Origin of the sequence: Aquimarina litoralis, assembly GCF_039523995.1 — a bacterium.
Taxonomy (GTDB): Bacteria; Bacteroidota; Bacteroidia; order Flavobacteriales; family Flavobacteriaceae; genus Aquimarina; species Aquimarina litoralis.
In genome coordinates, this window is record NZ_BAAAGE010000001.1 from 1,766,074 (window position 1) to 1,780,741 (window position 14,668).

Genomic DNA, 14,668 nt, shown 5'->3' on the forward strand with positions numbered 1-14,668 from the left:
CATTTCTTTAAATTATTTCTGTATAGTAAGCTAAATATTGAGGTACTTTTCTAAATATTGAGATCGTTCCTTAAGGTTATTTAGGAAAGAATCTTCGTGATGTTTAGAAACTATGTTGTAACTATATCTTCTAAAAGTTTGTACTATATTATTGATATCACTATCATTAATTTTAAGGGTAATTTGAGTAACGTCATTTTCCATGTTGGAAATAAATAGGCCAAGTAATTTAGCGTTATTAGATTCTACTATCTGAGATACTTCGCTAAATGAGTAATCTAAAACTCCTTTTTCTACAATTAAAATGTTTCCAGGTTCACTTAGGAAAGGAGTTTCGTTAAAGAGGTTCATGATATCTCTCAGTTCAAAATATCCTTGATAATTATTTTGATCATCAAGAACGGGCATGATGTTTGAATGATTTTGAGCAAAAGATTCTAATATGTCTAACCAATTGGCATCTGTTCTAACAAAGAAACCTTCTAAAGCGTATAAATAAGATTCAAGCGATTTTTCCGTATCAAAGCATCTTGCATCCGCTTCAGCAATACATCCTACGTAAGTTTTTCCATTAAAAACAGGGAAATGGGTGTATGTTAATTCGTTAAATAACAATTGTGCGTCTCCAACCTTTGCTGAAGTAGCAAGGGGTTGTATTTCATTTATTATGTATAAACTTGTCTTCATAATTCCCGGGGCTTTTTACGCAAATTAATCAAAAATATGTAACCGAGGGGCTCTCAAGTTTGTATTTTTGTTATTTATTAAAAGTTATATCAAAAACTATGACAAAGTTAAGTGTAAATATCAACAAAATTGCAACTTTGCGTAATTCTCGGGGCGGAAACACTCCAAATTTGTTAAAAGTCGCTAAAGATGTTCAGGATTTCGGTGGCGAAGGAATTACAATACATCCAAGACCTGATGAACGACATATTAGATACCAAGATGCGCATGATTTAAAATCTGTTGTGCATACTGAATACAATATAGAAGGAAATCCAATTCCTGAATTTATAGAATTAGTACTTAATATAAAGCCTACTCAGGTTACTTTGGTTCCAGATGCAGTAGATGCTATTACAAGTAATTCTGGTTGGGATACAGTGAAAAACAAAGAGTTTTTGCAAGAGGTGATATCAGAATTTAATAGAAATGATATTAGGACTTCGATTTTCGTGGACCCGTTGGAAAAAATGATTGAAGGAGCAAAAGAAACGGGGGCAGATCGAATCGAATTATATACCGAAGCTTTCGCGTCTGAGTATGCAAAAGGTAATCTAGAAGCAGTAAAACCTTATACGAAATGTGCACAATTGGCAAACGATTTAAATATTGGAGTGAATGCAGGTCATGATCTTTCCCTGGACAATATTAAGTTTTTTAAAGAAAACATTCCTGGATTATTAGAAGTGTCCATTGGGCATGCATTAATTAGTGAATCCATATATCTAGGGTTGGAAAATGTAGTAAATATGTATTTGCATAAACTGAAGTAATATGAAATTACATTCAAATATTTTTGGTGAAGGGGTACCTTTTATAATATTACATGGTTTTCTGGGGATGGGGGATAATTGGAAAACTTTAGCAAAGAAAATTTCGGAGCAAGGGTATCAAATGCATTTGATAGATCAAAGAAATCATGGTCGTAGCCCCCATAGCGATGATTTTAGTTATGAATTGATGGTTTCTGATGTATTAGAATATTGTAAAGATCACAATCTTAAAGATATTATTCTTCTTGGTCATTCCATGGGTGGTAAGACAGCGATGTTGTTTGCAGTAAATCATCCAGAAATGATTCATAGACTAATAATTGCTGATATAGGTCCTAAATACTATCCATTGCACCATCAAGATATTTTAGATGGCCTGAGTTCTTTAGATTTTGATATTTTGAAAAGTCGGTCAGAAGTGGATAATGCACTAAGTGATTACGTAAAAGATCCTGGGGTGAGAATGTTTTTGATGAAAAATTTGTTCTGGAAAGAAAAGGGAAAGTTAGGGTTGCGAATGAATTTAGAAAGTTTAATGCAAAATTCTTCTGAAATTGGTGTTGAACTTATGGATAATTATCAATACCTTGGTAGTACTCTTTTTATGAAAGGGGATAGGTCTAATTACATTTTAGAAGAAGATGAACACCGGATTAAGTCGCAATTTCCTTTGGCTGTAATTCGGGAAATTTCCAACTCTGGTCATTGGTTGCATGCAGAAAACCCAACGGATTTTTTTTCAATTTTATTAGAATTTATTAAAAATTGAAGAAAAAATGTTATGTATGCATAATATTTTAATGATTTAGTTGGATAATTGTTATTTTCTGCTAAATTTGATGCTTTCTTTTTACAAAATTCTAATAAAAACAAAAACAATTTTAATTTATTATGAAAAAACTACTATTATTAGTTCTATTCGCCCTAGTGACATTTGTCACCTACGCAGGTGGATATAGAGTTAGTGTGCAAGGGCAGAGAGCTATAGCTATGGGGCACACAGGTGTTGCTGTAGTAAATAGTGCGGAGCTAGTATTCTTTAACCCAGCGGGTCTGGTGTATTTGGAAAATAAATTGAATGTAAGTGCCGGTGCTAGTGGTATTTTTACAGATGTAATTTATCAAAACTCCGATTTGGGAATTTCTTCTGAAACCGATAGTTCTGTAGGAACACCACTTAATTTATACGGTTCTTATAAAGTAAATGACTGGTTGGCAATGGGACTTGGTGTTTACACGCCTTATGGTAGTGAGGTGACTTGGCCAACAGACTGGGCTGGATCACATTTGGTAAATAATATAGAGTTAGCAGCAATATACATCCAGCCGGTAGTGTCTATTAAGTTATCTGATAAGTTTAGTATTGGAGGAGGACCTATTTTTGTTACTGGGTCGGTAAATTTCAATCGTAATTTGAATAGAACCTTAACAGATATCGAAGGTAATAGATCGAATATTACGGTAGACGACTCTGGAGTAAGTAATTGGGGATGGAGTGTAAGTGCAATGTTTAATCCAACCGAAAATTTTAGATTAGGATTTAGTTACCGAAGCGAAATTATTTTGGAAGCAGAAGGAGGAGAGGCAACTTTTGCAAACTTTCCTGATTCCTCAAATCCTGGTTTACCACAGAATGGAACCACCACATTTAATGCGGAATTACCACTTCCTGCTGAGTTAACAGTTGGTCTTTCCTATCAATTCCACGAAAAGTGGTTATTTGCATTTGATTATAATAGACAATTCTGGGACGTATATGAGTCTTTGGATCTAACATTCGGAAATGGATCTTCTTCTCTAAATCCTCGTAATTACCAGAATTCTTCAGTATATCGTTTTGGTCTACAGTATGATGCAACTTCTAAGATCTCGCTTAGAGCTGGTTATTATATCGACGAGTCTCCTGTGCAATCTGGGTTTTTTGCGCCAGAGACACCACGTAATGATTCCCAAGGGTTTTCTGGAGGTGTGAGTTTTGCAATTACTCCTAAGTTAGCGATTGATGCATCTTTCTTTTATCTACGATTTGATGAGATTGATGAATCTTATGATTTTGCTTTTGATCCTGTAACACAGACTACTACTTCTTTTGGAGGAACATATAAATCAAGCGCTTTTGCGCCAGGACTTGGTTTAACTTATAAATTATAATTTAAAGATGAAATAAGCCAATTCAGTAGGTTGAAACCAACCGGAGTGATTTTGGTGATTCTATCTGACAATTAAAAAAATAACAAATACAGATGAAAAACAATATAAAATATTTAGCAGTTCTGGCATTAGGATTAGTTGCTTGTGAGCCAGAATTTGATAATCCAATTGATGAAGCTGGAGTGTTTACTAGCGGAGAGGCAGATTTTTCTAATTATGTTGCTTTAGGAAATTCTCTAACAGCTGGTTTTGCGGATAATGCATTATACATAACAGGTCAAGAAAATTCATATCCTAATATCTTGGCGGGACAGTTTGAGCTAGCAGGAGGAGGAGAATTTACTCAACCTCTTATGGCTGATAATGCTGGTGGAGCGTTACTAGGAGGTACGCAAATCTTAAATAATAGATTGGTTTTGGCTTTTGATGCCAATGGAGAGAATCCTGGACCAGCTATTTATACGGGTGCTACTCCAACTACTGAAATTTCTAACAATTTAGGAAACTCTTTTAATAATATGGGAGTTCCTGGTGCAAAAAGTTATCATTTAGCAGCTCCTGGATATGGAAATGTTGCTGGTGTATCAGCAGGTTTAGCGAATCCTTATTTTGCTAGGTTTGCTTCTTCAGCTGATGCTACGGTGATTGGAGATGCCGTTGCGCAAAATCCAACTTTTTTCAGTTTATGGATTGGAAATAATGATATTCTAGGATATGCAACTTCTGGAGGGGTAGGTGTAGATCATAATGAAACAGGTAATATAGATCCTGCAACATATGGAGGTAATGATATCACAAATAATAATGTTTTTGCCTCTGTTTATAATGATTTATTAGCTGCACTTACAGCAAATGGAGCTAAAGGAGTGGTACTTAATTTACCGGATGTTACTTCGTTGCCATTTTTTACAACAGTTCCAAATAACGCATTGGTTTTGGATGCAAGTACAGCTGCGAGTTTGACAGGTTTTTTTCAAGCAGTAACGGGAATTGTTACTGCTCAATTAGCAGGTGCTGGAGTTCCGTTAGCCCAAGCTCAACAAATTGCTGCTCAATACCTGATACAGTTTAATGAGGGGCCTAATTTGTTTTTAATCGAAACAGAAGTTACTGCTACAAATCCTCTTGGAATAAGACAAATGACTCCGGATGAACTATTACTTCTTACAATAGATAGAACGGCTTTAGCTCAGGGTTATGGTTCTGTTGTGTTAACTCCTGAGGTACTTCAGGTCTTAGGAATTCTTCAGGCAGGTGGAACACCAACAGCAGAACAAGGTTTATTAGTTATTAATGCGATTAGCGGAATAGAAGATGGAGATGCACTAGATTCAACAGAGTTAATGGCTATATCTAATGCCAGATCATCATTTAATGCTACCATAAAAGCTTTAGCAGATGCTAATGACTTGGCTTTTTATGATGTAGCAAGAGATTTAGTTCAAGCAGCGAATGGAGGTATTCCATTTGATGGAGGTGTGATAACATCTGATTTTGTAACTGGTGGAGGATTTTCATTGGATGGAGTGCATCCAACTCCAAGAGCTCATGCCTTGGTTACTAACGGTATTATTGATGCTATAAAACAAACTTATGGAGCTGCCTTACCTTCTGTGAATCCTGGAGATTTCGGAACGGTTACACTTAGTAATGATGTAAACTAAGGTTTTACTCCTATAATATTAAAAACCTGCTATTTTAAATGATAGCAGGTTTTTTTATTGTTTTGTTTTTAGTAACTTAAGGTCAATCTAATTCAATTATAATGAAGTTTTTAATTAAAATGATACTTAGTGCCATTGCTGTACTAGTATTAGCTGAGATATTACCAGGCGTAAAGGTAGATAGTTATGTGAGTGCACTCATTGTTGCAGTGCTTTTGGCGGTTTTGAATGCTGTATTAAAACCGATATTGGTCATACTTACATTGCCAGTTACCATAGTTACTTTAGGGTTGTTTTTATTAGTTATAAATGCAGCAATCATATTAGTTGCTGATCATTTCGTGTCTGGTTTTGGGGTAAATGGTTGGTTGTGGGCGTTAATTTTTAGCGTTTTACTATCTATATTTCAATCTATATTATATTCTATTTTGAAGAAAGATAAAAGTTAACTGTTTTTCAAGGAGTTAAAACTTTGTTGGGTTATAAAAAAGTATTACTTTTGCAACCCGATTTTTAGTACAAAAAAGTAGAGATAATGAATATTTCAAAAGAGCAATTAGATGATTTAAATGCTGTAGTTACAGTAGATATTGCAAAAGAAGATTATAGCGATAAAGTAGATAGTATTCTGAAGGATTATCGTAAAAACGCCAATATACCTGGATTTAGAAAAGGTCACGTGCCTATGGGATTGGTAAAAAAGCAATATGGAAAAGCCGTTTTGGTAGATGAGGTAAATAAATTATTGCAAGAGGCTCTGAATAAATATTTGACTGAAGAAAAGTTAGACGTTCTTGGAAATCCACTTCCAAAGGAACAAGATAATTTTGATTGGGATGCAGATAATTATTCTTTTGAATTTGAATTAGGTCTTGCTCCAAAGTTTGATGTAAAACTAAATGGGAAAAAAGCAATTACTCATTACAAGATTGTAGCAAGTGATGAAATGATTGACAATCAAATCAAAACCATTCAGAAGCAATACGGAAAATTAGTAGCTAAAGATACTGCCGAAAAAGATGATTTGATCAATGGAACTTTTGTAAATGAGGAAAAAGAGATAGATAATCAAACTACAATCTCTTTAGATAAGATAAAAGGTAAAAGAAATTTAGATAAATTTATTGGTGCTAAAGTAGGAGATGTACTTACTTTAAAAACTAAAGGATTGTTTTCTGAAGATCGTGATCTACAAAGTGCTTTAAAAGTTAGCGAGGAAGAAGCTGATGGTTTAGAAATAGAGGTTACTTTTACCATCTCTGAAATAAACACTCAAGAATTAGCTGATTTAGATCAGGAGTTATTTGATAAGTTATACGGAAAAGATGCTGTGAAAACAGTTACCGAACTTAAAGAAAGAATAAAGCAAGATGCAGACCGTCAATTTGTACAGCAGTCTGATCAACAATTGCTGAATGATGTTACTGAAAGTGTTTTAGAAAATACCAAGTTTGATTTGCCAGCTGAGTTTTTACAAAAATGGATTCAGGCTACTGGAGAGCAGCCATTAACCGAAGATGAGGCAAAGGATGAGTATGAGAAAAGTGAAAAAGGATTGCGTTTTCAGTTGATAGAAGGTAAAATTATTAATGATAATAACCTTCAGGTTACCTTTGAAGAGTTAAAAGAGTTTGCTAAAGATTTGATCAAAGGGCAAATGGCACAATTTGGACAAACATCTCCAGAAGATAAGGAGTTGGAGGAAATTGCAGCAAGAATTTTATCTAATCAAGATGAGGTAAAAAGAATTTCTGAACAATTAATGAGTCAGAAATTACTTGGATACTACAAAGAGAATGTTAAATTAAAGGAAAAAGAAGTAAGTTTTGATGATTTTGTAAAAGAAGTTTACAAATAATCAACACAAACTAATAAGGAATTTATACTTATATTTAGGGCGTTAAACCAAGTCTTGGTTAACGCCTTTTTTTATAAAATAAAATTTCAGAAGAAGAACATATGAATTACGGAAAAGAATTCGAAAAATACGCTACTCAGCATCATGGTATTAATAGTAATTACTATGATAAAATCATTAGTAGTATGTATCCTGTTGGGATGACACCAAATATCATTGAAGAGCGTCAAATGAATGTAGCAATTTTTGATGTATTCTCACGTCTAATGATGGATCGTATTATCTTTTTGGGAACAGGTATTAATGATCAAGTAGCTAATATTATACAAGCACAGCTTTTGTTTTTGGAGAGTGTTGATTCTTCAAAAGATATCCAGATTTATATTAATTCACCAGGCGGTAGTGTATATGCTGGTTTAGGTATTTATGATACTATGCAGTTTATTAAGCCGGATGTGGCTACTATATGCACGGGTATGGCAGCATCTATGGGGGCGGTTTTATTGTGTGCAGGAGAAAAAGGGAAACGTTCTGGATTACCACATAGTAGGGTGATGATTCATCAACCTTTAGGAGGAGCTCAAGGACAAGCTAGTGATATAGAGATTACGGCTAGAGAAATTCTTATATTAAAAGAAGAGTTGTATAAAATTATAGCAAAACACTCTGGGCAATCATATGATAAAGTATATGAAGATAGTGATAGAGATTATTGGATGAAAGCGGATAAGGCTCTAGATTATGGAATGATTGATGAGATTTTGACAAGAGAATAGATTATAATTAAATAATAACAAGCAAATTATAAATTTGCACCCCTAGTATTGTCTGTTGTTAGATTGTAATGGACAAATTTATGAAATAGATAATTATGCCGAAAGAAGAATTAGAATGCTCGTTTTGTGGAAGAAAGAAATCGGAAACTAATTTGCTTATTGCAGGTTTAGATGCACATATTTGTGATCGTTGTATCGTTCAAGCTCACGGAATTGTGGTAGAAGAAGCAAGAGACGAGGAAACCGGAGAGTTAAGCTCTGAATTGATGCTTCGTAAGCCTATGGCAATAAAGAAGTTTCTCGATGAATATGTAATTGGTCAGGAATTTACCAAAAAAGTGATGTCTGTTGCAGTTTATAATCATTACAAAAGATTACTACAGCCTAGTACAGATGATGATATTGAAATTCAGAAGAGTAATATCATTATGGTAGGGCAAACCGGAACTGGAAAAACACTAATAGCTAAAACAATCGCTAAGATGCTTAATGTGCCTTTAGCTATTGTGGACGCAACAGTTCTTACTGAAGCTGGATACGTAGGAGAAGATGTAGAGAGTATTCTGACACGTTTGCTACAGGCAGCGGACTACAATTTAGAAAAGGCACAACGGGGTATTGTATTTATCGATGAAATTGATAAGATTGCAAGAAAGAGCGATAATCCAAGTATCACACGTGATGTTTCTGGAGAGGGAGTGCAGCAAGCCTTGCTTAAGTTGTTGGAAGGAACTGTAGTGAATGTTCCACCAAAAGGTGGCCGCAAGCACCCTGATCAAAAATTTATCGAGGTCAATACTGAGAATATTCTTTTTATCGCTGGAGGAGCTTTTGATGGTATCGAAAGTTCAATACAAAAAAGATTGAACATGCAGGCAATGGGCTTTAGCGCTTCTAAAACAGAGGATACGATAGAAAAAGATAATTTGTTACAGTATATTATTCCAAAAGATCTGAAGGATTTTGGTTTGATTCCGGAAATAATAGGTCGTCTTCCTGTATTATCGCATATGAATCCGCTGGATAATCATACGTTAAGAGCTATTTTAACAGAGCCTAAAAATGCTATTATCAAACAATATAAAAAGTTGTTTGAAATGGATAATATTGAGTTTACGATAACATCAGGAGCTTTAGATTATATAGTAGAAAGAGCTGTAGAGTATAAATTAGGAGCTAGAGGATTAAGATCTTTATGTGAAGCAATTTTAACAGATGCTATGTACGAATTGCCAGAAAGTGAAGAAAAAGAATTAAGAGTTACTAAGGACTATGCCGAGAAGAAATTGAATAAGTCTACAATAAATAAACTAAAAGCAGTTTCTTAAAAGGAAAGAAATACAGATAATGTAAAAAGCTCATTAGTTATATACTAATGAGCTTTTTATTTTTAGAGCTAATGCTAAAAAAGTAGTGATTTGTAAAAAATAGTTTTAATCTTCTTTTTCAGAATATAAAACTTCATCTCTTTTCTTAGAAATTATTTCTTCGGTGTTTTTGATCACCAAATCTGAACTATTTTTAAGATTTATATTAAATCCGTTTTGAGATATTAAAACTTCGTAAAATGCGGTTTTAGAAGTTTCACCATAACAAACTTTCTTGTTGTCGGTAAAAATATCATTTGCAGAAATATCTAATGTTTTAAGTTTAATTGTAGCAACTTCTACTGTCGAATTGTCCTTTTTAAAAGTGTTAATAGTTTTGTCATTTTCTTGTGCAGAAATTGAAACAAAACAAGAAATAAAAACAATGCTTAGTATAAACTTTTTCATATTTTGGGGCATTTGAAGTTGTAACTATCTGGTAACAAATTTAATATGAAAATTTCCTCAGAAAAAGAGAATTTAAAAGTTTTAGATAAATCGTTTTTTTTAATCGATGAAGTACTCATTTTCGACGAAAAAACAAAAATTATTACGTAAGTATTTTACGTTAAAACCGTATTTTTTAAATTAATTTTTAATAAAACTGGTAGAAAAAATCCAAATAATACCTAAAACAATTATAGGGTAAACGAGTTAATTTTATTTAAGACCAGTAACTCATCCATATACTTTCTGGAGTTAGAAAGACGAGGTATTTTGTGTTGTCCGCCTAATTTGTCATTCTTTTTGAGCCAGTCATAGAATAGATGAGGTCTTGCATTATTGATTTTTAAAATATTTAATGTAGTATCGTTATATCGCTTAGCTTCATAATCACTATTAATGTTCTGGAGATTTTGGTCTAATAAGTTTGCGAATAGTTCTAGATCGTCAGGTAATTTGTTGAATTCTATCATCCATTCATGAGCTCCCTTTTCCCTTCCTTGCATAAATATAGGAGCAACTGTATAATCTACTATTTCGCTATTAGTTTCTTTTGTAGTTTTTCTTAATGCTTCTTCCGCATTTTCAATAATTAGTTCTTCTCCAAATACATTGATATGGTGTTTGGTTCTTCCAGAAACCTTTATTCTGTATGGGTTGGTAGATGTGAATCTAACCGTATCACCAATTTTGTACCTCCACAGACCAGCATTGGTAGTGATAATAACCGCATAATTTACTCCTATTTCTACTTCGCTTAATGGAATAACCTTTTCATCATTTGTTCCATAAGTATTCATAGGAATGAATTCATAAAAAATCCCATAATCTAGCATCAATAATAATTCGGAAGATTCATTTCGATCTTGAATGGCGAAAAAACCTTCAGAAGCATTGTAAATCTCATAATATCTAAAGGAGTCACCAGGAAATATTTTTTGATATTGATCTCTATAGGGTTCAAAGCTGACACCACCATGAAAATATACTTCAATGTTATTCCAAATCTGGTAGATATGATCATTTCCTGTAGTTTCTAAAACTTGATTTAATAGTACTAGCATCCATGAAGGTACACCGGCAAGACTCGTTACATTTTCTTGTATAGTTTCGTTAACAATGGCAATCATTTTAGTTTCCCAATCACTCATTAAAGAAACTTCATTGCTCGGTGTGGAGCTATATTCTGCCCAAAATGGCATATTGTCAATTATAATGGCTGATAAATCACCAAATGAAGTACCATTTTCTTTATATAATTCTTTGCTTCCACCTAAACGAAGACTTTTTCCTGTAAATAATTTTGAGTTTTCGTTATTGTTCAGATACATGCAAAGTAGGTCCTTTCCGGCTGCATAATGACAATCTTCTAATGATTCTTGACTTACAGGGATAAACTTGCTTTTTGCGTTTGTAGTTCCGCTAGATTTAGCAAACCACTTTATGGGAGTAGGCCAGAATATATTATGTTGTCCTAATCGACTTCGCTCGATCATTTCTTCATAATCCTCGTAAGACCTTACAGGGATTCGTTCTCTGAAAGTTTCGTAATTATGGATAGAAGAAAAATCGTATTGTTTGCCAAATTCAGTATTTCTAGCAGTTTCCAATAAAACATGAAGTAGTTCTAGTTGTACTTCGTTTGGGTATTTCAGAAAAAGCTCCATCTGATGGAAACGCTTTTTAAGAAACCAGCTAGCGATAGAATTGACTATAGGGATTGGCATTTTTTGACGTATCTTTGAGCTTTAATTATTATAAAAATGATTGTGTAATTATTCTTCGTAAGAAACTAAAATAATAAAAATAATTACATTTTTTTTACTGATTTAACTTTATAACTAAACTTTTCATGCAATATCAAGGAGTTTTGACAAAGATGCAAACCGAGATTGGCGATCCAATACAGTATTATTTAGTGTTTGATTCTGATTTTATTCATGTGAATCAGTTGTTAGGTAAAACATTAAAAATAAGTTTTGTCGGATATCAGTGTTTAGCATGTGGTAAAAACAAAAAAATATACAGACAAGGATATTGTTATGATGATTTTTACAATCAGCCACAGGTGGGTGATTGGGTAATGCGTCCAGAATTGAGCAAAGCACACCTGGGAGTAGAGGATAGAGATCTCGAATTTGAAAAGAAAGTCCAGTTGCAACCACATATTGTGTATTTGGCTAATTCTAGTAATGTAAAAGTAGGAGTGACCAGAAAATCACAAGTACCAACCAGATGGATTGATCAAGGAGCACATGAAGCTATTGAAATTGTAGAAGTACCAAATAGATATCTGGCAGGTATTACAGAGGTTGCACTAAAAGAGCATGTAGCTGATAAAACTAATTGGAGAAAAATGCTTAAAAATGAGATTGAAGATGAGAATTTGGTAACCTATAGAGATCAATTAAAAGCATATATTCCTGATGAGGTAAAAGATTATTTTATTGAAAATAATACTGAAACTGAACTAAGCTTTCCTGTATTGGAATATCCAACGAAATTAAAGAGCTTAAATTTAGAAAAAACACCAGAATACACTGGTGTTCTTAAAGGTATCAAAGGTCAGTATTTGATCTTTGAAGATAGTACGGTTTTCAATGTTAGAAATAATGAAGGTTATGTCGTTCAATTAACAATGCTTAATTAGCAAATTCTTTTGCTAATAATTCTTTACCATATATTTCGCATTGTGTGATTGTCTCCTTTATATGGTCTAAAGTAGTTCTAGGGTTTATAAGACACATTCTTAATACTACTTGACCTACCAAAACAGTGGTCACTAATAATGCTTCTCTGGAATGCATTATTCTTTCAGAAATTTTTTGATTGATAAGATCAATTTCTTTTTCTGATAAGTCTCTGTCTATAGGGTTGAATCTAAAATTGATAACGGCCAACGTTGCAGGAGAAACAACTTCCCAGGTAGAACTTTTTCTTAATATAGTTTCTGTTTGTTCGGCAAGTTCTATGTTATATTGAATCGCTTTTTTAAAAGCGTTTAAACCAAAAGTCTTAAGGGACATATAGAATTTTAAGGCTCTAAAACGTCTGGTTAACTGAATTCCATGATCATAGAAGTTAATTTCTGATTGATTTCCTTCTACATCTCTTAGATATTCTGGTTGTTCTCTAAAAGTTCCACTTAACCAATTATGGTTTTTAACAAGTAAACAACCCATTTCATACGGCTGGAAAAACCATTTGTGAGGGTCAACCGTCAATGAGTCTGCTTTTTCAATGCCTTTGAGTAATTTTTTACCATTATTTGCAAGAATTGCAGCGCCACCATAAGCGCCATCAATATGAAACCACAGTTTCTCCTCTTTACAGATTTTTGCAATTTCGTTTAATGGATCTACAGTACCTGTATTGGTGGTTCCTGCCGAGGCTATAATACAAAAAGGATCTAGTCCCTGAAGACGATCTTTTGCAATGGCGTTTTTTAATTTATTAAGTGATATTTTAAATTCTAAGTCAGTGGGAATAATTCTAATTTGACTTTTCTTAAAACCAATTACTTTAATTGCTTTAATGTTAGAGGAGTGGGCTTGGTCAGATAAATAAATAACTGCCTTGGAGAAATCATCTCCGCATTTAATTCTTCTTGCAGTAACTAATGCAGTTAAATTAGCCATGGATCCTCCGCTGGTAAAGATGCCTCCACCTCTTTTCTTTCCAAAACCAAAAATTTCTAATAACCAGTTCATTGTTAATATTTCTAATTCTGCTGCACCTGGAGAAGCGGCCCATCCTCCGGAAAAAATATTAAAACCTGTAGCTATCGTATCTGCCATAGCACTGATATAATTGCTAGGCCCTGGAACAAATGAGAAGGATTTAGGATGTGTTACAATGGTGCTTTGAGGAATTACTTGATCCATTACAAAATTCAATACATCATGTGCATTGGTTGGGCTGCTAGGAATGTCTTCTGTAAGTAGTTCATCCATTTCTTCTCTGGAAGCAATGGCAACTGGTTTTTTGGAATCTTGAGTTTCAAAATGTGAAACAATATGGTCTATAATAGCATAACCATACTTTTTCATGTCTTCTTTAGATAACTGTAACTTTGCGTTCAGATCCTGTTCGTTCATAAGTGTCTTTTATAGAAATCTGATGCAAATGTATAGGGTTTTTAATGATTTGTATTAGTAAAATTCGGTAGAAAAAGAGTAATTACTATAGGATATTAGATGATGAGCAGTTTTATTCCTTGAACAAGCGAAATGCAGATTAATGCAATACCGATAATACGGAATAATTTAGTTTTTGAATCTCCCGGTTTATTCGCCATTCGATTTCCCCATTTACTATATAAATAAAGAGTGCTAATTTTGCCCATGTATATTCCAATAAAGAATAAAAATAAAGCTGCCAAAGATGTTTGAAGGGAAAGTTCAAAGAAATGTTTGTTGATTAAAGAAATGGCAACAATCCAATAGAGTACAACAGGAGGGTTTAGGAAAGCTAATGAAAATCCGGTAAGAAACTTAGATGTGCCAAATTGTATTCTTTTTGATTTTCTTTGATGATTTGAACTTTTCTTATACAATAAAAAGTAAACGCCTACAATTGAAAATGCTATAATGGTTATTATCTGTATCCACTGATTGTTTTCGAAAAAACCTGTAAGTTCCATGCTACAATGCAATGCAAAAAACGCCAATAAAACTTCACCTATTCCTGCGGCTAAAGCTATTCGAAAAGCTTTTTGAGTATCTTCCTTAATGGTAGTGTTGATAACAGCGATATTGACTGCTCCAAGTGGTAGTGCTCCAATGGTAGAAATTAAAATTCCGAGAATGAGATAAAATGTGATCATATCCCATTAGTAGAGATTTTTAAAATTCCCTTACAGTGTTGTCTGTTAATTTGTGTGAGAAAAAGAGTGTCAATTCTTAGTAAA

Annotated in this window: 14 protein-coding genes; 9 read left to right on the forward strand and 5 right to left on the reverse strand. The window is 33.5% G+C overall.

From position 1 onward, the window contains the following. Positions 1-30: 30 nt before the first annotated feature. Entirely contained in the window at positions 31-687 is a 657-nt protein-coding gene (locus ABD077_RS07110; RefSeq protein ID WP_343911645.1) for a CBS domain-containing protein, read from the reverse strand. A 98-nt stretch (positions 688-785) separates the two neighbouring features. On the opposite strand from ABD077_RS07110, the gene ABD077_RS07115 reads away from it, so the two are divergent. The 8 genes from ABD077_RS07115 (at position 786) to clpX (ending at position 9,276) form a co-directional block, all read left to right on the forward strand. Further along, positions 786-1,499, forward strand: coding sequence for a pyridoxine 5'-phosphate synthase (locus ABD077_RS07115; protein WP_343911646.1), 714 nt, complete (start codon positions 786-788; stop codon positions 1,497-1,499). A gap of 1 nt (position 1,500) precedes the next feature. Continuing rightward, positions 1,501-2,268, forward strand: coding sequence for an alpha/beta fold hydrolase (locus ABD077_RS07120; RefSeq protein WP_343911647.1), 768 nt, complete (start codon positions 1,501-1,503; stop codon positions 2,266-2,268). Between the two features lie 122 nt (positions 2,269-2,390). Further along, positions 2,391-3,650, forward strand: coding sequence for an OmpP1/FadL family transporter (locus tag ABD077_RS07125; protein WP_343911648.1), 1,260 nt, complete (start codon positions 2,391-2,393; stop codon positions 3,648-3,650). Between the two features lie 92 nt (positions 3,651-3,742). Then, entirely contained in the window at positions 3,743-5,314 is a 1,572-nt protein-coding gene (locus ABD077_RS07130; protein WP_343911649.1) for an SGNH/GDSL hydrolase family protein, read from the forward strand. A 101-nt stretch (positions 5,315-5,415) separates the two neighbouring features. Beyond that, positions 5,416-5,763: a phage holin family protein gene (locus ABD077_RS07135; protein WP_343911650.1), complete on the forward strand. Its 348-nt coding sequence runs from the start codon at positions 5,416-5,418 to the stop codon at positions 5,761-5,763. 86 nt (positions 5,764-5,849) lie between these two features. Next, positions 5,850-7,172 carry a trigger factor gene (tig, locus tag ABD077_RS07140; RefSeq protein ID WP_343911651.1) on the forward strand — a complete coding sequence of 441 codons (1,323 nt, stop codon included), beginning with the start codon at positions 5,850-5,852 and terminating at the stop codon, positions 7,170-7,172. A 101-nt stretch (positions 7,173-7,273) separates the two neighbouring features. After that, entirely contained in the window at positions 7,274-7,948 is a 675-nt protein-coding gene (gene clpP / locus ABD077_RS07145) for an ATP-dependent Clp endopeptidase proteolytic subunit ClpP (protein ID WP_343911652.1), read from the forward strand. A gap of 95 nt (positions 7,949-8,043) precedes the next feature. Next, entirely contained in the window at positions 8,044-9,276 is a 1,233-nt protein-coding gene (gene clpX, locus ABD077_RS07150; RefSeq protein WP_343911653.1) for an ATP-dependent Clp protease ATP-binding subunit ClpX, read from the forward strand. 105 nt (positions 9,277-9,381) lie between these two features. On the opposite strand, the gene ABD077_RS07155 is transcribed toward clpX, so the two are convergent. Both ABD077_RS07155 and ABD077_RS07160 read right to left on the reverse strand, forming a co-directional pair. Continuing rightward, the gene (locus tag ABD077_RS07155; protein WP_343911654.1) at positions 9,382-9,723 is read right to left on the reverse strand and encodes a hypothetical protein; all 342 of its coding nucleotides are present in this window, start codon (positions 9,721-9,723) and stop codon (positions 9,382-9,384) included. Positions 9,724-9,953: 230 nt separating this feature from the next. Further along, positions 9,954-11,486, reverse strand: a complete 1,533-nt coding sequence (locus ABD077_RS07160) for a GH3 auxin-responsive promoter family protein (protein ID WP_343911655.1) — start codon at positions 11,484-11,486, stop codon at positions 9,954-9,956. A gap of 125 nt (positions 11,487-11,611) precedes the next feature. Here ABD077_RS07160 and ABD077_RS07165 point away from each other — a divergent pair, with 125 nt between their 5' ends. Further along, on the forward strand, positions 11,612-12,409 hold the full coding sequence (locus ABD077_RS07165; protein ID WP_299895061.1) for a DUF2797 domain-containing protein: 798 nt from the start codon (positions 11,612-11,614) through the stop codon (positions 12,407-12,409). On the opposite strand, the gene ABD077_RS07170 is transcribed toward ABD077_RS07165, so the two are convergent. Further along, positions 12,402-13,856, reverse strand: coding sequence for a pyridoxal phosphate-dependent decarboxylase family protein (locus ABD077_RS07170; protein WP_343911656.1), 1,455 nt, complete (start codon positions 13,854-13,856; stop codon positions 12,402-12,404). The two genes, ABD077_RS07165 and ABD077_RS07170, sit on opposite strands and share 8 nt — an antisense overlap. 95 nt (positions 13,857-13,951) lie before the next feature. Then, positions 13,952-14,584: a LysE family transporter gene (locus tag ABD077_RS07175; RefSeq protein WP_299895065.1), complete on the reverse strand. Its 633-nt coding sequence runs from the start codon at positions 14,582-14,584 to the stop codon at positions 13,952-13,954. Between the last annotated feature and the right edge of the window lie 84 nt (positions 14,585-14,668).